An 18598-nucleotide genomic window follows, 5' to 3' on the forward strand; every position below is an offset into this window, starting at 1 on the left:
GCCAAGAAGGCTGCTGCCGCCTCGACCGGAGAACGGAGACCCACGTGCCCATGCCAGCTTGGAACGACCCGAACCTCAAGGCCGGAACCATGGTCAAGGGGGCCCTGTGGCTCATCCAAGTGGTAGGCGAGGGCAACACGTTCACCAAAGCGCAGGTTCGGGGAGCGTTCCCGGGCGTCGCGCAGGCCGACCGCCGGTTCCGCGACCTCCGGGACTACGGGTGGGTCATTCACACGAGCTCCGACGACGCCACACTGATGGCAGAGGACCAGCGCTTCGTTAAGGCTGGAGCAGCTGTCTGGGATCCCGCCGCCCGGCGAGCTGCGGCTCCCCAGAAGGGATTGTCGGCCAAGGAGAGGCAGGCAGTCATGGCCCGGGACGACTACATGTGCACCGTGTGCGGCATAACTGGTGGCGAGGCGTACCTGGACGACTCCAATCAGACAGCGGTGCTCTCCGTATACATGCGGGAAACCGTCCTTCCCGGCGGGAGGACCGGCACTCAGGCCGTCACCGAGTGCAAGCGATGCCATGCCGGATCCGACGGCGCACCTGTCCGGGCCGACGAAGCGATGGCTGAAATAACGGCGCTCGACCCTGCCGACCGGCGCCGCCTCGTCCGATGGATCGAGCGTGGCCGACGAGGCTCCACCCCGCTGGAGCGAGCATGGAACGCCTACAGGCGCCTGCCCGCCCAGGCCCAGGATCAAGTGAGGGCCTCCATCAAGCCTTAGTCCGGATCCAGAACACAGCGGGCGGTGATGCTGGCGGTGACCAGAAGTATGAGCGGGTCACCGTAGACTTCACACTCTTGCCTCGCTTCACCGAACGGAATGGCCCTCTAGGGCCTTAGGCCTGCGGATATCGTGCTGCACGCGGTACCAGCAGGTTCCGGACACCCGTGTTGCCGCAGGGATTCCAGCACCGCTGGATCGCTTCGCGCCGGATGGCCCGGCACGCCTGGAAGGAGATCACCATGTCCACATCGCCGCTCTCTGAGCAGCTCGAGGTCGTGGAGATCTGCGCTGGCGCCGGCGGGCAATCCCTCGGACTGGAGCGCGCCGGGTTCCGGCACCGGCTCGCTGTAGAACTCGATGCGACCGCGGCCGCTACTCTTCGGAGTAATCTCGTGAACACCCTTGGTTACGACCAGAGCGAGGCCGAGAAAACGGTCGTGGTCGGCGACGTAGCGGACACAGAGTGCTGGGACCCGGCCACACACAACAACGTCGATCTGCTCGCTGGCGGAGTTCCGTGCCCGCCATTCAGCATCGCGGGTAAGCAGCTCGGCGCCAACGATGAGCGCGATCTTTTCGCGTGGGCCATCGAGCTGTGTGGCACGGTGCAACCGAAAGCCCTCATGCTGGAGAACGTGCGCGGGCTCAGCGCCAACCGGTTCTCTGCGTATCGCCAACACGTGCTCGACAGACTCGACAAGCTCGGCTACATCGGGGAATGGAAGCTCCTTCACGCCAGCGATTTTGGGGTCTCTCAGCTCCGTCCTCGGTTCGTACTCGTGGCACTGCAGAAAGACTTCGCACCGTACTTCCACTGGCCAGATCCGCACACGCAGCCGCCCCTGACCGTGGGTGAGCTCCTCAAGGGCCTTATGGGTGAGAACGGCTGGGAGCGCGAGAAAGTCGAAGCATGGGTCAAGCAGGCCAACGACATCGCGCCCACGATTGTCGGCGGTTCTAAGAAGCACGGCGGCGCCGACCTCGGACCGACCCGCGCCAAGCGAGCTTGGGCCGCCCTCGGAGTCGACGCCATGGGCGTGGCGAACGCAGCACCACCTCCGGGCTGGGAGCCGCCCGAGAATGTGCCTGGCCCGAAGCTAACCAAAGAGATGGTCGCCCGGATTCAGGGCTGGACCGGCGGCGAGTTCGCTTGGCATTTCGAGGGTAAGAAGACCTCTGTTTACCGTCAGATCGGCAACGCGTTCCCGCCACCAGTCGCCAAGGCGGTCGGCAGCGCAATTCGTAAGGCACTCCTGAAGATCGGCGAACCAAGAGAACTCCTGGAGAACACGGACACAGTCCTGGACCCCGTCTACAAGCTACTCCGGGAGACTCCCCGCCCGATCAGCATCGATCAGATCATTACGAAGGTCGCCAAAGCGCAGGGAAAGCTGATGGACGAGTCGGAGGTGGAGAGGCGCCTTAACCACCTCACCCATGACTTCGAAATCGAGACGACTGAGCGCTCCAATGGCGTGCTCGCCTATAGCCTTGGCGAGTTCAAAGCTTTCGTAGGCCAACAGGGACACAAGCGGCACGACTTGTTCGCCCAACATCGCTCGAAGATCAGCTGACCTTTCCTACGCAGGCCGTGGGCGCCCAGGCCCACGGCCTGCGTCAGACCGCCACGCACTCATCCAGATCCACGCCAAAGTCGGCAGCCAGGACTAACGCCAGCCGCCGATACGCCTGCGCCTCACGTCGGCAGCGTTCATCGACCGCAGCCAGGTACGGCCGCACCAGCGAATTCTCCTCACCTCTGATCGGTGAATCCAGACCGTACGGAGAACGGTGCGCTGGCAGAAGCACCGGCTCTGCGACCGGTTCGGGCACTACCGTCATGACGCCCTCAGGGCCCGGCGCCCCATCTCGCCGCGCCCCCCGTCGGCCGGCCCCCAGCCCGGCCAGAGTCCAAAGGCGTCGGACAAGCCCCAAGGCCCGACCCCTCACGCCACCTCCCCCTCGTACCGCACAACCGCCTGATCCAGCAGATCGTCCGGATCGCACCCCCGTGCCGCCGCCCAGTGCAGCAAGTCAGCGATCAACTCGACGGCAGGCTGAGCGAGCCCAGTCGGGGCCTTCACCGCGAACAGGAGCGGACGCCCGCGGTGGTCTTGATAGGCCTGGAGTGCGTCGTGGGCACGCCGAACACCGGAGGGGAATTGGCGTCCCGGGAGGGCCAGTTCACACCAAACCGCCTTGCCTGAAGCCGTGAGCAGAGTGCCCCATTCTTCAGCGAGCGCGGCGATCAGATGGAGCCCGCGACCGCACTCCGCGCCGCACCCCACGCCCGTAACCAGCGGGATCGCCTGGCTCTGGTCATGGACCTCAATACGGAAGCGGCCACCCCTGAGCTCCGCAATCAGCGTTGCCGTCGCGCCCGCTCCCACGTGGTGCAGGACGTTCGTCGCGAGTTCTGTCACGACGAGCTGGACCTCCTCCACGAGGGCATCAAGCGACCAGCGCTCAAGCAGGCCGGCGACCTCCTGGCGCAGTCGCCGCATTTCGATCGGGGCCGCTTCAAAGAGCAGCACGTAACGGAGTTGGGGCTCAGAAGAGACGTCGTAGTCGGCCATAGCCGTACTCCCTCCGAGGCCACACAGCGCTGCGCCCGCCGCATCCATGCGACTGCGCTGCGTAGCGGAACGACCACGAGCATGGCACAGAGAAGTCTCACTGTGTAACTTCTCACAAGAATCCATCGAGTGAATCCGCTGGTCCGCCAACTCCCGCCACGCCTAGCCTGATTGGGATCTCCGGGGCCACCCGGTGCCTGCGGGGAGGAAGTCCATGTCCGTCCGGACCACCACACGCCGCCGCCAGCTCGGCGCGATGATGCGCAAGCTGCGCGCACGCAAGGGGCTCACCCTTGAAGAGGCCGGGAATCTGGTCGGCGTATCGAAGGCGACCGTCAGCCGGTACGAGACGCAGGCCGGCCCTGTGAAATGGCTCGTCGTAGACGCGTTGTGCCGGGAGTACGACGCGACCGACGCCGAACGTCAGGCAGTCGTCGCGATCGCCAAAGACGCCAAGCAACAAGGCTGGTGGAGTTCCTTCACCGACTCCATCCCGGAGAGCATGAACCTGCTGCTCACCCTGGAGGACGAGGCCGTACGCGAGGATCACTTCTGCTCGGTCTACGTCCCTGGGCTGCTCCAGACCCGCGAGTACAGCACCGCGCTCCAGAAGGCCAACGAAGTACGGCTCGCCCAGTCCGAGATCGAGCGGCTCGTGGACATCCGCATGAAGCGGCAGGCGATCCTCGACCGCCCGAACCCTCCCCACCTGTGGGCCGTCCTTGACGAGTCCGTGATCCGCCGGGTCGTCGGCTCGCCCGCCATCATGAAGGCGCAGCTCGACCGGCTCCTCGAAGCCAGCGAGTCGGAACACATCACGCTGCAGATCCTGCCGTTCGCCAAGGGGGCCCACGGGGCCGCCCTGGGGAGCTTCGTCATCCTGGGAGCGGCGGAGTCGGCCCTCGACGTCGTGTACGTGGACATCCACACCGGCTCGCTCTTCCTGGAAAAGGAGGAGGAACTCGCGCGCTACCGGCTTGCGTTCGAATACCTTCGCGCACAAGCGTTGGACATGGAGGCATCCGCCGCCGTGATCCAGAACGTACGCAAGGAGCTCTAATGCAAGGTGGGCCCGCGCTTCCAGCGGCTCGGACGTGGTTCAAGTCGTCGTACAGCGGCGCCAATACGAGTGAGTGCGTGGAGGCCTGCCCCGTCACCGGTGGGATGGCGATACGTGACTCCAAGGCCCCCGAAGGGCATGTCGCTACCTTCAGCGCCCGCCCCTGGGCCGAGTTCCTGCTCTCCCTTCAGGACCCCGGCCGCCACCCCCGCGGCCCGCAGGGCGTGAGGTAGAACTCGCGCCCGGCCGCGGCGGGTTGACCAGAAGCGAAGGTGACGGGTTGCGGCGCGCCGCGGTCAACGCCCCCCGAATCTCCCCCGCCACCCCCTCCCTCCGCCCCCGCAAATCCTCCGCCGTGACGGCAAGCACCGGGAGGCCCGCCGTGGCGAGGCGGTTGCGTTGCGAGAGGGTGCGGCGCCAGGAGGCCGGGTCCAGGTGGTACTCGCGGGAGTCGACCTCCAGGGCCAGGCCCTCCGCCGGCCAGTACGCGTCCGGGCGCGCCAGGAAGGTGCCGGTCAGCGGGTCGTGGAGGTTCGGGTTCCACAGGGGTTCCGGGAGGGCGTAGGTGTGGATCAAGGTACGGGCGTCCGCCTCCAGGGGTGAGTGGATGCCCGCCATCAAGTGGGCCGTCGACCTCGCCACGTACGGGGCATGGCGGCGCCGCGACGCGGACAGTTCCGCCAGCAGGTCGTCCGGCGTGCAAAAGCCCCGCTGCACCGCCTCCGCCAGGAGCGCCGTCACATCGCGTTCGCAGGCCAGCGCCGGCACCGCGTCCGCCACCGCGCGGGCCGGCGCCGCGCACCGCAACCCCGCCACCGGGCACCCCTCCGGCATCCGTCGCGTGCGGTGCACCTTCACGTACGACGTTCCGCGCGCGCCCGTCCCCTCGTACGGGACCAGTACGTCCACCCAGCGCAACCGCTCCGGGCGCGGCGCCGCGCGGAAACCCCGTACCGCGAGCGCCGCGTGCCCCGTCAGCAGGGCCTGCTCACCCGCGTACAGGAGCGCCGCGCGCATGCGCTGACGCGGGGTCGGGGTGCCGGAGTGGAGGAGGTGGACCCGCGGCAGCAGCCGCTGCCACGGGCCGCCAGGGTGGCAACGGCGGTTCGTGGTCGAGTTCGCGCAGCCGAGGTCCATCAGCTGTTCGCGCGTGAGGAGTTGGTCCTGGGTGAGTGCGAGCGGGTGGCGGGCGAGGGCGCGCACGGAGGTGGTGTCGTTCACGCTCGCTTCGTGCCCGGCCCCGCGCGCGCTCACCTCTCCGTACCCGGCCCGTGGCGGGGCGCGGACCGGACTGTGACGGCTCAGCGCCGCTCCGTTGTCATTTCGCGTCACAGCCCCACCGGCACGTGAGACCCAGATCACACTTCGGGCTGTCACACTCGCGGTCCCGGCTCCGTCACATCTACGTAGCCATCAACAAGGCCCGCGCAGGGCGTACCCGAGGAGTCCACATGGAAGCCCGCCTCAACCCCTTCACCAGCCCCATCGCCGGGAAGGTCATCAAGCACATCAACTCCGCCGGGAAGGTCGTCGCCGACTCCTCGCTGCCCGCCGTCACCCAGGAGCTCGTGAAGATCCGGGCCAGCCAGATCAACGGGTGCGGGTTCTGCACCGACATGCACACCAAGGACGCCGCGCACGCCGGGGAGACCCAGCAGCGGCTCAACCTGATCGCCGCCTGGCGCGAGGCCACCGTGTTCACCGACGCCGAGCGCGCCGCGCTCGAACTGACCGAGCAGGGCACCCGGATCGCCGACGCCGCCGGCGGCGTCCCGGACGAGGTGTGGGCGAACGCCGCGAAGCACTACGACGAGGAGCAGCTCACCGCACTCGTCTCGCTGATCGCGATCATCAACGTCTACAACCGCATGAACGTCATGGTGCAGATGCCCGCCGGGTCCTACCAGCCCGGCCAGTTCGCCTGACGGACCCAGGGCGTAACCTCACAAATGGGCGGGACCGGCCCACCCACGGGTCCCGGCCCGCCCTCCGGAAGCCGCTTCCGGACACCACTACGCAGGAGGTTCGCCCCATGGCCCGCGCCCTTCCCACCGCCCCGATAGCCGCCGCCGGACTCGTCGGGGGCTACGCCACCGCCCGGTTCACCAAGAAGCGGCAGCTGGGCGGGGCCGTGCTCGCCGTGGCCGGGGCCGCCGCCGCGACGCAGTGGACGAAGACGCGGGGCGGGAAGGTCGCGGGGGCGCTGACGGGCGCGTACGTGGCGGCGTTCGCCGGCTCGCACCCGCTGGCCAAGAAGGTCGGGGCGTGGCCCGCCGTGTTCGGTGTCGCCGGGGCCGTCGCCGCCGCGTCGTACGTCCTCGTGGACCGCCGCGCCGCCTAGTCGGCGCGGCCGTGCGAGAGCACGTTCACCACTTTCCCCTGCGGGTCCCGTACGAAGAAGCGGCGCACGCCCCACTCCTCGTCCCGCAGGTCGTGGACGATGTCGGCGCCCGCCGCGCGCAGCGCCGCGTACACCGCGTCGACGTCGTCCACCTCCACGCTGATGTCCGGCACCACCGGGCCCGTCGCCTCGTGCGTGAAGAACTGGATCTGCGCGGTGGGGTCGGACGGCGAGACCATCGTCATGATCCAGCCCATGTTCATGGCCTCGCGGAAGCCGAGCGTTCCATAGAAGTCGCGGTTCGCCGTCATCGCCGCCTCGTCGGGCACTGACACGTTCGGGACTGCCCTGCGGATGTGGGTGTGTGTCTCGTTCTCGTCCGTTGCCATGGACGTCATCGTCCCCGGAAAGTCGCCCTGTACGCCCCCGGCGACACCCCGAGGACCGCCTGGAAGTGCTGGCGCAGCGACGTGCCGGAGCCGAAGCCCGTCTCCGCCGCCACCCGGTCCACCGTGTGGTCCGTCCGCTCCAGCAACTCCCGCGCCCGGTCCACCCGTTGCCGGTTCAGCCACGTCATCGGAGTCATGCCGGTCTCCTCACGGAAGCGGCGGTTGTACGTGCGGACGGACATGGCGTCACGGGCCGCCAGCTGCGCCAGGGTCAGCGGGTCCGCCAGTCGCCCCAGCGCCCACTCCCGCGAGCGGGACGTCGACGCAGGGCCACCCGCCTCCTCCAGCGGCACCGGGCGCTGGATGTACTGCGCCTGGCCGCCCTCCCGGTGCGGCGGCACCACCGTGCGGCGCGCCAGCTCCGTCGCCACCGCCGCGCCGTGGTCCTCGCGGATCATGTGCAGGCACAGGTCGATGCCCGCGGCCTCCCCCGCCGAGGTCAGCACCCGGCCCTCGTCCACGTAGAGGACGTCCGCGTCCACCGTCACCGACGGGAACGTACGGGCGAACAGCTCCGACGACATCCAGTGCGTCGTCGCCCGGCGGCCGTCCAGAAGGCCCGCCGCCGCCAGGACGAACGAGCCCGTGCAGATCGACGCCACCCGGCCGCGGACCGCCGACAGCGACTCCTCCAATTCGGACTCCAGATCCCCCTTCCGGAGCTCCTCGTCCGACTCGTGCGAGGCCGGGACCAGCACCGTGTCCGCCGCAGCCACCGCCTCCAGGCCGTGCTCCGCGTAGATCGGGAAGTCGGCGTCCGTGCGGATGCGGCCGGGACGGGGCGCGCACGTCGTCACCTCGTAGAGGCGCTCCCCCGTGACCGGATCGCGGGCCGTACCGAACAGCTGGTGGACCAGGCCCAGCTCCATCGGCAGCACACCGTCCCGTACGAGGACCGCCACCGGCCGCCGACGGCGCCTCGCCCGCGCTCCGCTCATGTCCGCACTGCCCTACGCCCCCAGCGCCCGCGACACCGTGAAGATCAGCAAGCCCGCGAGCGAACCCACCACCGTGCCGTTGATCCGGATGAACTGCAGGTCGCGGCCGATGTGCGCCTCGATCTTGCGGGTCGTGTGCTCGGCGTCCCAGCCCGCGACCGTGTCCGTGATCAGGGACGTGATCTCCGCGCGGTACGTCGTCACGACGTACACCGCCGCGCCCTCCACCCAGCCGTCGACCTTCGAGCGGACGTCCGGCTCCGTCGCCATCCGGCGGCCCAGCGAGAGCAGCGACGCCCGCACCCGAAGGCGCAGCTCGCTGCGCTCGTCCTCGGCCGCCGCGACGATCATCTGGCGGACCGCGGACCAGGCCGAGGCGATGATGTCCTGCACCTCGGAACGGCCCAGGATCTCCGACTTCAGGCGCTCCACACGGTCCCGGGTGTCGGAGTCCGACTGCAGGTCGCCCGCGAAGTCGCCCAGGAAACGGTCGAGCGCGCCGCGCGCCGGGTGGTCCGGCATGTCGCGCATCTCCGTCACGAACCGCAGCAGCTCCTTGTAGACGCGCTCGCCCACCCGCCTGTCGACGAACCGGGGCGTCCAGCCGGGGGCGCCGCCCTCCACCGCGTCCATCACCGAGTCCGAGTGCAGCACCAGCCAGTCGTGCGCGCGGGCACACACCAGGTCGACGACCCGCTTGTGGCCGCCGTCCGCCACCACCTTCTCCAGCATCTTGCCGAGGCCCGGCGCGATCTCCGCGTTGTCCGCGCGGCGCGTGATGGCCTCGCCGACGATCGCCTGCACGTCCGAGTCGCGCAGCACGGTCAGGGCGCCCCGCAGCGCCGTCGCCGCCTCCGCCGTCACCCGATCGGCGTGCTCCGGCTCGGCGAGCCACGCACCGAGGCGGCTGGCGATGCCGACGGAGCGCAACCGGTCCCGTACGACGTCGCCGGAGAGGAAGTTCTCGCCCACGAACTCGCCGAGCGAGACGCCCAGCTGGTCCTTCTTCTTCGGAATGATCGCCGTGTGCGGGATCGGGATGCCCAGCGGATGCCGGAACAGGGCGGTGACCGCGAACCAGTCCGCCAGCGCACCGACCATGCCGGCCTCCGCGGCCGCCGCCACGTACCCCGTCCAGGCGCCCGCGCCCGCGTGCTCCGCCCACGTCGCCAGTACGTAGATCAGCGCCACGAGGACGAGCAGCCCGGTCGCCGTCAGCTTCATCCGGCGCACGCCGCGCCGCTTCTCCTCGTCGGCCGCGGTGAACTCCGCGACGAAGCGGCGGGCGGGGCGGATGGGCCGGGAGGGCCGGGATTGACCCGATGTGGCGCGGGAAGACTTCCCGGTGTCCGCTTCGGCCGCTTCAACTGCTTTGTCCGCTGTGTCGTACGCCCCCGGAGACTCCCCCTGGGACTCCCCACGAGACGCACCCCGGGACGCCCCATCGGCCCCCTGAGCCCCGCGCTTCACGTCGCCGTCCACTCAGCCCACTCCGCATCGGTCATCGGCCCGACTCGTCGACTTCGACTCGACTGTCATCCGCCTCACACATTGTCCCTTCCTGACCTACTCCCGGAACGAACCAAAGGTTCCCGGCGTCTACCTGTCCGGAGGGGGGCAGTGTCGGCCCCAGCCCGCCCCATGACGCATCATGGGATCATCACATCGGAGCCTCGGGCTCCCCCTGCCCGAGGAGAAACACACCGCATGACCAAGCGTCACGGTTATGCCTTGTTGACCGCGCTCGTCGCGGTCGTCGTGATGATCTCTGCCGCCATTTACGTGGGCTTCTCCGGAGTCCTGGGCGGCGGCGACGACAACATAGAGGCGGGCGGCGCACACCCGCGCAGCTCCGCCGCCCCCGCCTCCACCGGCACCTGGGCCGGCAGCTGGTCCGCCTCCCCCGCAGGCGGCGAACCCGGCACGGAGACGAACGGCTTCTACGGCCACTCCATCCGCAACATCGTGCACACCAGCGTCGGCGGCAACGCCGCGCGCATCACCCTCTCGAACCTGTACGGCCAGTCGCCGCTGCGCATCACGCACGCCTCGATCGCCGTGGCCTCGGCGCCCAACAACCCGACGGCCCTGTCCGACACGATGCGGCGCCTGACGTTCAACGGGAACTCCTCGGTCGTCATCCAGCCCGGCCAGCAGGCCGTCAGCGACGCGCTGCGGATCACCGTGCCGAGCGACTCCGACATCCTGGTCACCACGTACTCGCCGACGCCGTCCGGACCGGTCACGTACCACCCGCAGGCCCGCCAGATGTCGTACGTCGCCCGGGGCGACCGCACCGAGGACCCCAGCGGCACGCTCTACAACCAGCAGAGCCCGTACTGGCGCTACCTCAGCGCCCTCGACGTGCTCAGCAACGAGGCGCAGGGCACCGTCGTCGTCGTCGGCGACTCCCTCACCGACGGCATCACCTCCACCATGGGCGCCAACCGCCGGTGGACGGACGTCCTCGCCGAGCGGCTGCGCACGGAGTCGGGTGCCCCGCGCTACGGCGTCGTGAACCAGGGCATCAGCGGCAACCGGATACTGGCCGACGGCTTCGGCCGCCCCGCCAACAACCCGAGCGGCCTCTCCCGCTTCGAACGGGACGCGCTCAGCCGCTCCGGCGTCCGCGCCGTCATCATCGACCTCGGTATCAACGACATCCTGCGCACGCCGCAGCAGACCGACCCGGCGAAGATCGTCGACGGCCTGCGCGAGCTGACCCGGCAGGCGCACGCGCGCGGCCTGCGGGTCGTCGGCGCGACGCTCATGCCGTTCCAGGGCCACCCCGGCTACCGCCCGAACCTCGAGGCGGTCCGCCAGTCCGTGAACGGGCAGATCCGCGCCGGCAAGGTCTTCGACAGCTACGTCGACTTCGACCGCGCCCTGCGCGACCCGTACAACCCGCGCCGCCTCCTGGACCAGTACGACTCCGGCGACCACCTCCACCCGAGCGACGCGGGCTACCGCAAGATGGCGGAGGCCTTGGACCTGTCGTCGCTGCGGGGGTCGACGGGGGCGGAGCTGTAGCCGGTACCGGCTGAGACCGGCGACGTACGAAGAAGGGCGCTCCCGATGCCGGGGGCGCCCTTTTGCGTGTGCGGTCGGAGGGACTCGAACCCTCACGGGATTTCTCCCACCGGGACCTAAACCCGACACGTCTGCCAATTCCGCCACGACCGCATCAAAACGGACAACTCGCCTTGGCTGCCCGTTCCGCCTCGTCAGTGTACGACGGTGCTCCCCGCCCGAGGGGCGCGCCCACGGCCTGGCCGCCAAGTCCTCGTCGGCGCTTGCCGGTTGAGGAAAGGACGAACCGCCCCGTGCCGACGGGCAACGGGGCGGTTCGAGGAGAAGAGCGGGTCAGAACCTCGGCGTAGGCGCCTGGGATTCGACCATTTCCGCGGCCTCCTCGTCCGTCTCCACCGAGGGCGGGGAGCCGGCCAGGGGCTTCTGGGCGGTTTCCTTCATGCAGGCCACCGCGATGACGCCGATGAGGGCCGCGGCCATCGAGTAGTAGGCCGGCATCATGTCGGAGCCGGTGAGGCCGATGAGGGCGGTGATGACCAGGGGGGTCGTGCCGCCGAAGATCGAGGCCGAGAGGTTGTAGCCGACCGAGAGGGAGCCGTAGCGGACCTGCGTCGGGAAGAGCGCCGGGAGGGCCGCCGACATGGTGCCGAGGAGGCAGACCAGGGAGAGGCCGAGCATCAGCATGCCGAGCGAGACGGCCCACAGGGCGCCGTTCTTCACCAGGAGGAAGGACGGGACCGAGAGGACGAAGAAGCCGATCATGCCGGCCATGAGGAGCGGCTTGCGGCCGAAGCGGTCGGAGAGCTTGCCGACCTGGTTGATCAGGCACATCAGGACGATCATCGTCACGATCAGGATCAGCAGGCCGTGCGTTTCCGAGTAGCCCATCTCGTCCGACAGGTACGTCGGCATGTACGAGAGGAGCATGTAGTCGGTGATGTTGTAGGCGCCGACGAGGCAGATGCAGAGGATCAGCGTGGGCCAGTAGTCGCGGAAGATCTTGGCCAGGTCGCCCTTGGCCGTGGTCTCCACGGAGGAAGCGGCGTCGGTCGCGCGGTGCGAGGACTCGTCCTCCAGCTTCTGGAAGGCGGGGGTCTCGTCGAGGCGGAGCCGCAGGTAGAGGCCGACCAGGCCGATGGGGCCCGCCACCAGGAACGGGACGCGCCAGCCCCAGGACTCCATGCCGTCGCTGCCGAGCACGGAGGTGAGGATCGTGACGAGTCCTGCCGCGCCGACGTAGCCGGCGAGGGTGCCGAACTCCAGGAAGCTGCCGAAGAATCCGCGCTTCTTGTCGGGGGCGTACTCGGCGATGAAGGTGGAGGCGCCGCCGTACTCGCCGCCGGTGGAGAAGCCCTGGACGAGCCGGAAGAGGATCAGCAGGACCGGGGCCCAGAAGCCGATCGTCGCGTAGGACGGGATCAGGCCGATCGCGAAGGTGCCGATGGCCATGAGGATCATCGTCAGCGCGAGGACCTTCTTGCGGCCGACCTTGTCGCCCATGGGACCGAAGACCATGCCGCCGATCGGGCGTACGAGGAACGAGACCGCGAAGGTCGCGAACGACGAGATCAGCTGGACGGTGTCGTTCCCGGAGGGGAAGAAGACATGGCCGATGGTGACGGCGAGGTAGGAGTAGATGCCGAAGTCGAACCACTCCATGGCATTACCGAGCGAGGCCGCCTTCACCGCGCGCTTCACCGCGGTGTCGTCGGTGACGGTGATGTCGGTGCGGCGCAGCGGCGGGTTCTTGCGCCGCTTGACGGCGCGGAACAAGGCGCGGTGACGCTTGACCGCCTCCGGGTCGGGCACCAGCCCTTCCTCGGTGTCGGTGGTCATGGGGTGGATCCCTTCTCTGACTGCAAAGCGCTTCCAGGTTCCACCTGCTCACGGTCGTTGGTTGCAAACGAAAGTCCCAAGCGATCGGGACTTTCGTCACAACCTTTCGTCCCTAACCTCCGTCAATGACCGAACTTCCGCACGTGGAGCGGGTCCGGCGGATGCGGGAATTCTCAGATGCCGAGATCCTTGATGATCTTCGCTACGTGGCCGGTCGCCTTCACGTTGTAGAGGGCGCGCTCGACCTTTCCTTCCTCGTCGACGACCACCGTTGAGCGGATCACGCCGGTGACGACCTTCCCGTAGAGCTTCTTCTCGCCGAAGGCGCCGTAGGCCTCGAGAACCTTCTTCTCGGGGTCCCCCACCAGGGTGACCTTGAGGTTTTCCTTCTCGCGGAACTTGGCGAGCTTCTCCGGCTTGTCGGGGGAAACGCCGATGACGTCGTAGCCGGCCTCGGCGAGCACGTCGAGGTTGTCGGTGAAGTCGCAGGCCTGCTTCGTGCAGCCGGGGGTAAGCGCTGCGGGGTAGAAGTAGACGATCGTCTTGCGGCCCTTGTGGTCGGCGAGGGAGACCTCGTTGCCGTCGGCGTCGGGCAGGGTGAAGGCGGGCGCGGTGTCGCCGGGCTGCAGTCGCTCGCTCATGGGGGCCTCCTGGGGCGTCGTGACAAGTGGACTCGGTTGAGCGTAATGGGGGTGCCCGGGGGGTGGCGGAGGCGGCGAGCTGACAGACTGTCCATTACTCATACGCAGTGAGAGCAGCGACCTTGGAGGCAGCGCGGTGTCGCACATGTCCAGCACGCCGGATACCCCGGACACGCGAACCCCGGCTCAGATCGAGGCGGACATCAAGCGCCGTCGCGACACCCTGGCCGAGACGCTCGACGAGATCGGGATCCGGGTGCACCCGAAGACGATCGTCGGCGACGCGAAGGCCAAGGTCGCCTCGCAGGTCGACCACACGCTCGGGCGGGCGTACGTGGGGGCGAACCGGCTGGTCTCCGAGGTGAGGGGGCAGCTGGTTTCCGAGGAGGGCGCGCCGCGTCTGGAGCGGATCGTGCCGGTCGCGCTCGTCGTGGTGGGTGTGACCGGGCTGCTCGTGGTGGGTTCGCGGCGTCGCAAGCGCTGACCCGGGGGCGTACAAGGGCGCTCGGTGCAGGTAAGTTCGTCGGCGTGAGCGCCAATCCCGATAAGCACAGCACCAGCCATGACGACAAGCTGCCCATCCGCATGCTGCACGACCGTGTGCTCGTGCGGCAGGACTCCTCCGAGGGCGAGCGGCGCAGTGGTGGCGGCATTCTGATTCCCGCGACGGCGGCCGTCGGCAAGCGGCTCGCCTGGGCGGAGGTCGTCGCGGTCGGGCAGAACGTGCGGGCCGTGGAGCCGGGTGACCGGGTGCTGTTCGATCCGGAGGACCGGGCCGAGGTCGAGGTGCGGGGTGTCGCGTACGTGCTGATGCGCGAGCGGGACCTGCACGCGGTGGCGGCCGACCGGTTCGAGGGTTCCGAGGACTCGACGGGGCTGTACCTGTAGTCGACCGCCGACACACGCCGATCGCAGGGCTCAAGGTGAGTTCAGGGCGCCGAGCGGGTTGATGTCCGTGTCGCCGGGGCTGGGTGAATCGGTGGGTTCCTCGCTGCCCGTCGGTTCTTCGGACGGGGGCGTCTCGCTCGACGGTTCGTCGGAGGGGGTCTCCTCGTCCGAGGGTGTCGCGGAGGCGGTGTCCGAGGGGGATTCGGTCGCCGTTTCCGAGGCGGATTCGGGGGCCGAGGGCAGTGGTTCCTGTTCGGCGCCGCTCTGGAGGTCCAGGTCGAAGTCGCTCGCCGGGGTGCCGGAGAGGGCGGCCTGGGTGAACTGGGCCCAGATCTGTGCCGGGTAGCCGCCGCCGTTGATCCGCGGGAGGCCCGTCGCCCCGTACAGCGGGGTCTGCGCGCCGGAGACGGGGTCCTGGCCCATCACGGAGACGACGGTCGCGAGGTCGGGGGTGTAGCCCGCGAACCAGGCCGCCTTGTCCTCCTCCGCGGTGCCGGTCTTGCCGGCGGCGGGGCGGCCCGCGGCCTTGGCTGCGGTGCCGGTGCCGCCGTCGACGACCGACTTGAGGATCGACGTGGTGGTGTCGGCGGCCGCGCGCGGGACGGCCTGCCGGGTCTCCTTCTTGGGGAGCGTGACGTCCTCGCCGTTCTTGGTGATCGAGTCGAGCAGCGTGTACGTGCCGTGCTCCCCGTGGTTGGCGAGCGTCGCGTACGCCTCGGTCATGTCGAGTACGGAGGCGGTGGACGGGCCGAGCGCGATCGACGGGGAGGCCGTCAGGTCGGGGGTGTCGGAGGGGATGCCGAGGTCGAGGGCGGTCTGCTTGACCTTGTCCGAGCCGACGTCGACGGCCATCTGCGCGTACACCGCGTTGACCGACTTGTCGGTGGCCTCGCTGACGGTGATGTTGCCGTAGGAGCGGTCGTCCTCGTTGGCGGGGGCGTAGTGGCCGCCGTCCCAGCCCTGTACGGGGCGCTTGTTGGTGCCGTCGTAGATGGTGCTGGGGGTGATGCGGCGGCCGTCCTGGGTGGTCGAGGCGTTCTCGACGGCGGACGTGAACACGAACGGCTTGAAGGTGGAGCCGACCTGGTAGTCGCGTCGGGTGGCGTTGTTGACGTACTGCTTCGTGTAGTCGACGCCGCCGTACATGGCGCGGACCTTGCCGTTGGAGGGGTCGATGGCGGCGCCGCCCGCGCGGACGTTCTTGTCGATGTCGCGGGCGTTCTTGTCGAGCTTCGACATCAGCTGGTCGTCGACCGCCTTCTGGAAGGCGTTCTGCTTCTTCTTCTGCAGCGTCGTGGTGATGCGGTAGCCGCCGCCGGCGAGGGTGTCCTCGTCGAGGATCTTGTTGTCGGTGATGTAGTCCTTCACGGCCTGTACGAGGTAGCCGCGCTGCCCGGAGAGGCCGGAGGGCGCCTTCGCCTGGTCGGGCGTCGGGAACTTCATGTTCTCGCGGTCGGAGGCGTCGAGCCAGCCTTCCTTGACCATGCCGTCGAGGACGTAGTTCCAGCGGGCGGTGGCCGCGTCCTTGTTCTCGGGGTGGGCGGCGACGTCGTACGCGCTGGGGGCGTTGACCAGGGCCGCGAGGTAGGCGCCCTGGGCGGCCGACAGGTCCTGGACGTCCTCGCCGTAGTAGGCCTGGGCGGCGGCCTGGATGCCGTACGCGTTGCGCCCGAAGTAGCTGGTGTTGAGGTATCCCTCGAGGATGTCGTCCTTGGACTTCTCGCGGTCCAGCTTGATGGAGATGAAGAACTCCTTCACCTTCCGGGAGACGGTCTGCTCCTGGCCGAGGTAGTAGTTCTTCACGTACTGCTGGGTGATGGTCGAGCCGGACTGCTTGCCCTTGCCGGTGAGCGTGTACCAGGCGGCGCGCAGCATGGCCTGCGGGTCGACGGCGGACTCGGAGTAGAAGTCGCGGTCCTCGGCGGCGAGCACGGCGTGCTGCACCGATTTGGGGATCTGAGTGAGGCTCACGTTCTCCCGGTTGACCTCGCCGTCGCGGGCGATCTGGTCGCCGTTCGCGTACAGGTAGACGTTGCTCTGCGCGGTCGCCGCGGAGTTGGCGGCGGGGATGTCGACGAGGGCGTAGCCGAGGGCGAACAGGCCGATGCACAGCAGGACGAAGCCGATGATGCCGCCGAGCACCATCCGCCAGGTGGGGATCAGGCGCCGCCAACCGGTGCGCTTGGGGCGTTTGGCCTTGCCGGTGGCGGCGGGTGTGGCGCCCGCGTCGTGCGCTGCCGGTTCCTGGGGCTCCGTCGGCTGCTCAGGCTGCTCGGGCTGCTGCGGCTGCTCCGGCTCGTCGCTGCTCATGTCCTGTGGAACTCCTGATCCGCCTCGTACGTCACGTACGCCTCGTATGACACATATGACCTCCAAGACTGCTACACCACGCGGAAAATCCGTGGCAGGCGACGCGCCCTGTGACTAGGCTCCTGCGCTTCGGCCCATTTCGCGAGGGGGACTGGACTGGTGGGAGCAGTGCGGCTGTACGCGACCGTCGCGGCCGGAGGTTTCCGCAGATACGCCACCTATCGCGGGGCGACGCTCGCCGGGGTCTTCACGAACACCGTGTTCGGCCTGATCATCGCCTGCACGTACATCGCGCTGTGGGACGAGCGGCCGCACCTCGGCGGGTACGACCAGGCGCAGGCACTGACGTTCGTGTGGGTCGGGCAGGCGATGTTCGCGGTGATGGTGCTGCAGATCGGCGGCGGCTTCGAGACCGATCTGATGGAGCGGATCCGCAGCGGGGACATCGCCGTCGATCTGTACCGGCCGGTGGATCTGCAGTGCTGGTGGCTGGCGCAGGACCTGGGCCGGGCGGCCTTTCAGTTCCTGGGGCGCGGTGTCGTGCCGATGGCGGTGGGGTCGCTGATCTTCCGACTGGCGCTGCCCACGGACCCGTTGAGGTGGGTGGCGTTCCTGCTGACGCTGCTCGCGGGGGCGGCGGTGAGCTTCGCGATCCGTTATCTGGTGGCGCTGTCCGCGTTCTGGCTGCTCGACGGCAGCGGGGTGGTGCAGATGTCGGGGCTCGTGTCGACGTTCCTTTCGGGGATGCTGCTGCCGCTGAACGTGTTCCCGGGCGCCTTCGGCGAGTTCGCCCGCGCGCTGCCGTGGTCGGCGCTTCTCCAGGTGCCGGCGGATGTGCTGCTCGGTGAGCGGGGCGTGGCGGGCGCGCTGCTGTTCCAGGGGGCGTGGGCGGTGGTGCTGCTCGGCGCGGGGCGGCTGCTGCAGTCCGCCGCGACACGGAGGGTGGTGCTGCAGGGTGGCTGAGCGGGGCACGGTGATGGGCGAGGCGGCGCGGACGTACCGGCTCGTGGGCGGGATGTGGATCCGGTCGACGATGACGTACCGGGCGTCGTTCCTCATGACGGTCTTCGGGAACTTCGCGGTGACCGGCCTGGAGTTCGTCGGGATCCTGCTGATGTTCTCGCAGGTCGACCGGTTCGGCGGGTACGGGCTGCCCGAGATCGCGTTCCTGTACGGGGCGGCGGGCACGTCGTTCGGGCTCGCCGACCTGGCGTTCGGTTCGGTGGGGCGGCTCGGGCAGCGGGTGCGGGACGGCACGCTCGACACGTTCCTGGTGCGGCCCGCGCCGGTGCTCGCGCAGGTCGCGGCGGACCGGTTCGCACTGCGCAGGCTGGGGCGGGTGACGCAGGGCGTGGTGGTCCTCGGCTACGGCCTCACGGCGATCGACGTGGCGTGGACGCCGCTGAAGGTGCTGCTCGTCCCGGCCCTGGTGGTCAGCGGCGGCGCCATCTTCACGGCCGTGTTCATCGCGGGCGCGGCCTTCCAGATCGTGGCGCAGGACGCCTCCGAGGTGCAGAACGCGGCGACGTTCGGCGGCAACGCGATGCTCAGCTACCCGCCGACGGTCTTCGGCGACACGCTGCTGCGGGGCGTCACCTTCGTCCTCCCCCTGGCCTTCGTGAACTGGCTGCCCGGCCTCTACATCCTGGGCCGCCCCTATCCGCTCGATCTGCCGCGGTGGGTGGCGTTCGCGCCGCCGCTGGTGGCGGCGGGCTGTCTGGCCCTCGCGCTGTTCGCCTGGCGGGCGGCGCTTCGTACGTATCGCAGCACGGGGAGTTGACGTTGGAAGTGG

19 protein-coding genes and 1 tRNA gene are annotated in these 18598 nt (G+C 69.0%); 11 read left to right on the forward strand and 9 right to left on the reverse strand.

Annotation, left to right across the window (positions count from 1 at the left end; all coding sequences use genetic code 11):
• Positions 1-50: 50 nt before the first annotated feature.
• Both ACZ7L4_RS18805 and ACZ7L4_RS18810 read left to right on the forward strand, forming a co-directional pair.
• Positions 51-734, forward strand: a complete 684-nt coding sequence (locus ACZ7L4_RS18805; RefSeq protein ID WP_472103800.1) for a hypothetical protein — start codon at positions 51-53, stop codon at positions 732-734.
• Between the two features lie 242 nt (positions 735-976).
• Positions 977-2311 carry a DNA cytosine methyltransferase gene (locus tag ACZ7L4_RS18810; RefSeq protein WP_472103802.1) on the forward strand — a complete coding sequence of 445 codons (1335 nt, stop codon included), beginning with the start codon at positions 977-979 and terminating at the stop codon, positions 2309-2311.
• A 372-nt stretch (positions 2312-2683) separates the two neighbouring features.
• Here the strand turns inward: ACZ7L4_RS18810 and ACZ7L4_RS18815 are convergent, their stop codons facing one another.
• Complete coding sequence (locus tag ACZ7L4_RS18815; protein WP_472103804.1) at positions 2684-3313, reverse strand: ATP-binding protein; 630 nt, start codon at positions 3311-3313, stop codon at positions 2684-2686.
• Between the two features lie 214 nt (positions 3314-3527).
• Between ACZ7L4_RS18815 and ACZ7L4_RS18820 the strand changes: the two genes are divergently transcribed.
• Positions 3528-4373 (forward strand): helix-turn-helix domain-containing protein, encoded by an 846-nt coding sequence (locus ACZ7L4_RS18820; protein ID WP_472103806.1) that lies wholly within the window; start codon positions 3528-3530, stop codon positions 4371-4373.
• Complete coding sequence (locus ACZ7L4_RS18825) at positions 4373-4606, forward strand: DUF397 domain-containing protein (RefSeq protein WP_472103808.1); 234 nt, start codon at positions 4373-4375, stop codon at positions 4604-4606. Before ACZ7L4_RS18820 ends, ACZ7L4_RS18825 begins: the two co-directional genes overlap by 1 nt.
• Here the strand turns inward: ACZ7L4_RS18825 and ACZ7L4_RS18830 are convergent.
• On the reverse strand, positions 4524-5594 hold the full coding sequence (locus ACZ7L4_RS18830; RefSeq protein WP_472103810.1) for a hypothetical protein: 1071 nt from the start codon (positions 5592-5594) through the stop codon (positions 4524-4526). The genes ACZ7L4_RS18825 and ACZ7L4_RS18830 overlap by 83 nt on opposite strands.
• 230 nt (positions 5595-5824) lie before the next feature.
• Between ACZ7L4_RS18830 and ACZ7L4_RS18835 the strand changes: the two genes are divergently transcribed.
• Together ACZ7L4_RS18835 and ACZ7L4_RS18840 are read left to right on the forward strand one after the other, a co-directional pair.
• Positions 5825-6298 carry a carboxymuconolactone decarboxylase family protein gene (locus ACZ7L4_RS18835; RefSeq protein WP_472103812.1) on the forward strand — a complete coding sequence of 158 codons (474 nt, stop codon included), beginning with the start codon at positions 5825-5827 and terminating at the stop codon, positions 6296-6298.
• A 107-nt stretch (positions 6299-6405) separates the two neighbouring features.
• Positions 6406-6714: a hypothetical protein gene (locus ACZ7L4_RS18840; protein ID WP_450818021.1), complete on the forward strand. Its 309-nt coding sequence runs from the start codon at positions 6406-6408 to the stop codon at positions 6712-6714.
• Here the strand turns inward: ACZ7L4_RS18840 and ACZ7L4_RS18845 are convergent.
• The 3 genes from ACZ7L4_RS18845 to ACZ7L4_RS18855 are packed head-to-tail and all read right to left on the reverse strand — an operon-like array spanning position 6711 to position 9397.
• Positions 6711-7103, reverse strand: coding sequence for a VOC family protein (locus tag ACZ7L4_RS18845; RefSeq protein WP_472103814.1), 393 nt, complete (start codon positions 7101-7103; stop codon positions 6711-6713). The two genes, ACZ7L4_RS18840 and ACZ7L4_RS18845, sit on opposite strands and share 4 nt — an antisense overlap.
• A gap of 5 nt (positions 7104-7108) precedes the next feature.
• On the reverse strand, positions 7109-8101 hold the full coding sequence (locus ACZ7L4_RS18850) for a GlxA family transcriptional regulator (RefSeq protein ID WP_472103816.1): 993 nt from the start codon (positions 8099-8101) through the stop codon (positions 7109-7111).
• Positions 8102-8113: 12 nt separating this feature from the next.
• Positions 8114-9397, reverse strand: coding sequence for a DUF445 domain-containing protein (locus ACZ7L4_RS18855; protein WP_472104068.1), 1284 nt, complete (start codon positions 9395-9397; stop codon positions 8114-8116).
• 411 nt (positions 9398-9808) lie between these two features.
• On the opposite strand from ACZ7L4_RS18855, the gene ACZ7L4_RS18860 reads away from it, so the two are divergent.
• Positions 9809-11131, forward strand: coding sequence for an SGNH/GDSL hydrolase family protein (locus ACZ7L4_RS18860; RefSeq protein ID WP_472103818.1), 1323 nt, complete (start codon positions 9809-9811; stop codon positions 11129-11131).
• 69 nt (positions 11132-11200) lie between these two features.
• Here ACZ7L4_RS18860 and ACZ7L4_RS18865 read toward each other — a convergent pair.
• The 3 genes from ACZ7L4_RS18865 to bcp all read right to left on the reverse strand — a co-directional run bounded on the left by ACZ7L4_RS18865 (position 11201) and on the right by bcp (position 13608).
• Positions 11201-11284: transfer RNA gene (locus ACZ7L4_RS18865), tRNA-Leu, on the reverse strand.
• A gap of 180 nt (positions 11285-11464) precedes the next feature.
• The gene (proP, locus tag ACZ7L4_RS18870) at positions 11465-12967 is read right to left on the reverse strand and encodes a glycine betaine/L-proline transporter ProP (RefSeq protein WP_472103820.1); all 1503 of its coding nucleotides are present in this window, start codon (positions 12965-12967) and stop codon (positions 11465-11467) included.
• Between the two features lie 173 nt (positions 12968-13140).
• Complete coding sequence (bcp, locus tag ACZ7L4_RS18875; RefSeq protein WP_266710760.1) at positions 13141-13608, reverse strand: thioredoxin-dependent thiol peroxidase; 468 nt, start codon at positions 13606-13608, stop codon at positions 13141-13143.
• A gap of 145 nt (positions 13609-13753) precedes the next feature.
• On the opposite strand from bcp, the gene ACZ7L4_RS18880 reads away from it, so the two are divergent.
• The gene (locus ACZ7L4_RS18880) at positions 13754-14092 is read left to right on the forward strand and encodes a DUF3618 domain-containing protein (protein WP_472103822.1); all 339 of its coding nucleotides are present in this window, start codon (positions 13754-13756) and stop codon (positions 14090-14092) included.
• 101 nt (positions 14093-14193) lie between these two features.
• On the forward strand, positions 14194-14496 hold the full coding sequence (locus ACZ7L4_RS18885; protein ID WP_266718636.1) for a GroES family chaperonin: 303 nt from the start codon (positions 14194-14196) through the stop codon (positions 14494-14496).
• A 30-nt stretch (positions 14497-14526) separates the two neighbouring features.
• On the opposite strand, the gene ACZ7L4_RS18890 is transcribed toward ACZ7L4_RS18885, so the two are convergent.
• The gene (locus ACZ7L4_RS18890; RefSeq protein ID WP_472103824.1) at positions 14527-16806 is read right to left on the reverse strand and encodes a transglycosylase domain-containing protein; all 2280 of its coding nucleotides are present in this window, start codon (positions 16804-16806) and stop codon (positions 14527-14529) included.
• A gap of 159 nt (positions 16807-16965) precedes the next feature.
• On the opposite strand from ACZ7L4_RS18890, the gene ACZ7L4_RS18895 reads away from it, so the two are divergent.
• The gene (locus tag ACZ7L4_RS18895; RefSeq protein ID WP_472103826.1) at positions 16966-17769 is read left to right on the forward strand and encodes an ABC transporter permease; all 804 of its coding nucleotides are present in this window, start codon (positions 16966-16968) and stop codon (positions 17767-17769) included.
• A 13-nt stretch (positions 17770-17782) separates the two neighbouring features.
• Positions 17783-18586, forward strand: a complete 804-nt coding sequence (locus tag ACZ7L4_RS18900; RefSeq protein WP_472104070.1) for an ABC transporter permease — start codon at positions 17783-17785, stop codon at positions 18584-18586.
• Positions 18587-18598 lie beyond the last annotated feature (12 nt).

The sequence above is a fragment of the Streptomyces sp. NPDC107575 genome, assembly GCF_055657265.1.

Coding starts and splice junctions, on each gene's coding strand:
- ACZ7L4_RS18880 (WP_472103822.1), top strand. CDS start 13,754: ATGTCCAGCACGCCGGATACCCCGGACACGCGAACCCCGGCTCAGATC.
- ACZ7L4_RS18890 (WP_472103824.1), bottom strand. CDS start 16,806: ATGAGCAGCGACGAGCCGGAGCAGCCGCAGCAGCCCGAGCAGCCTGAG.
- ACZ7L4_RS18860 (WP_472103818.1), top strand. CDS start 9,809: ATGACCAAGCGTCACGGTTATGCCTTGTTGACCGCGCTCGTCGCGGTC.
- ACZ7L4_RS18900 (WP_472104070.1), top strand. CDS start 17,783: ATGGGCGAGGCGGCGCGGACGTACCGGCTCGTGGGCGGGATGTGGATC.
- ACZ7L4_RS18810 (WP_472103802.1), top strand. CDS start 977: ATGTCCACATCGCCGCTCTCTGAGCAGCTCGAGGTCGTGGAGATCTGC.
- ACZ7L4_RS18815 (WP_472103804.1), bottom strand. CDS start 3,313: ATGGCCGACTACGACGTCTCTTCTGAGCCCCAACTCCGTTACGTGCTG.
- ACZ7L4_RS18840 (WP_450818021.1), top strand. CDS start 6,406: ATGGCCCGCGCCCTTCCCACCGCCCCGATAGCCGCCGCCGGACTCGTC.
- bcp (WP_266710760.1), bottom strand. CDS start 13,608: ATGAGCGAGCGACTGCAGCCCGGCGACACCGCGCCCGCCTTCACCCTG.
- ACZ7L4_RS18885 (WP_266718636.1), top strand. CDS start 14,194: ATGCTGCACGACCGTGTGCTCGTGCGGCAGGACTCCTCCGAGGGCGAG.
- ACZ7L4_RS18820 (WP_472103806.1), top strand. CDS start 3,528: ATGTCCGTCCGGACCACCACACGCCGCCGCCAGCTCGGCGCGATGATG.
- proP (WP_472103820.1), bottom strand. CDS start 12,967: ATGACCACCGACACCGAGGAAGGGCTGGTGCCCGACCCGGAGGCGGTC.
- ACZ7L4_RS18850 (WP_472103816.1), bottom strand. CDS start 8,101: ATGAGCGGAGCGCGGGCGAGGCGCCGTCGGCGGCCGGTGGCGGTCCTC.
- ACZ7L4_RS18845 (WP_472103814.1), bottom strand. CDS start 7,103: ATGGCAACGGACGAGAACGAGACACACACCCACATCCGCAGGGCAGTC.
- ACZ7L4_RS18835 (WP_472103812.1), top strand. CDS start 5,825: ATGGAAGCCCGCCTCAACCCCTTCACCAGCCCCATCGCCGGGAAGGTC.
- ACZ7L4_RS18805 (WP_472103800.1), top strand. CDS start 51: ATGCCAGCTTGGAACGACCCGAACCTCAAGGCCGGAACCATGGTCAAG.
- ACZ7L4_RS18825 (WP_472103808.1), top strand. CDS start 4,373: ATGCAAGGTGGGCCCGCGCTTCCAGCGGCTCGGACGTGGTTCAAGTCG.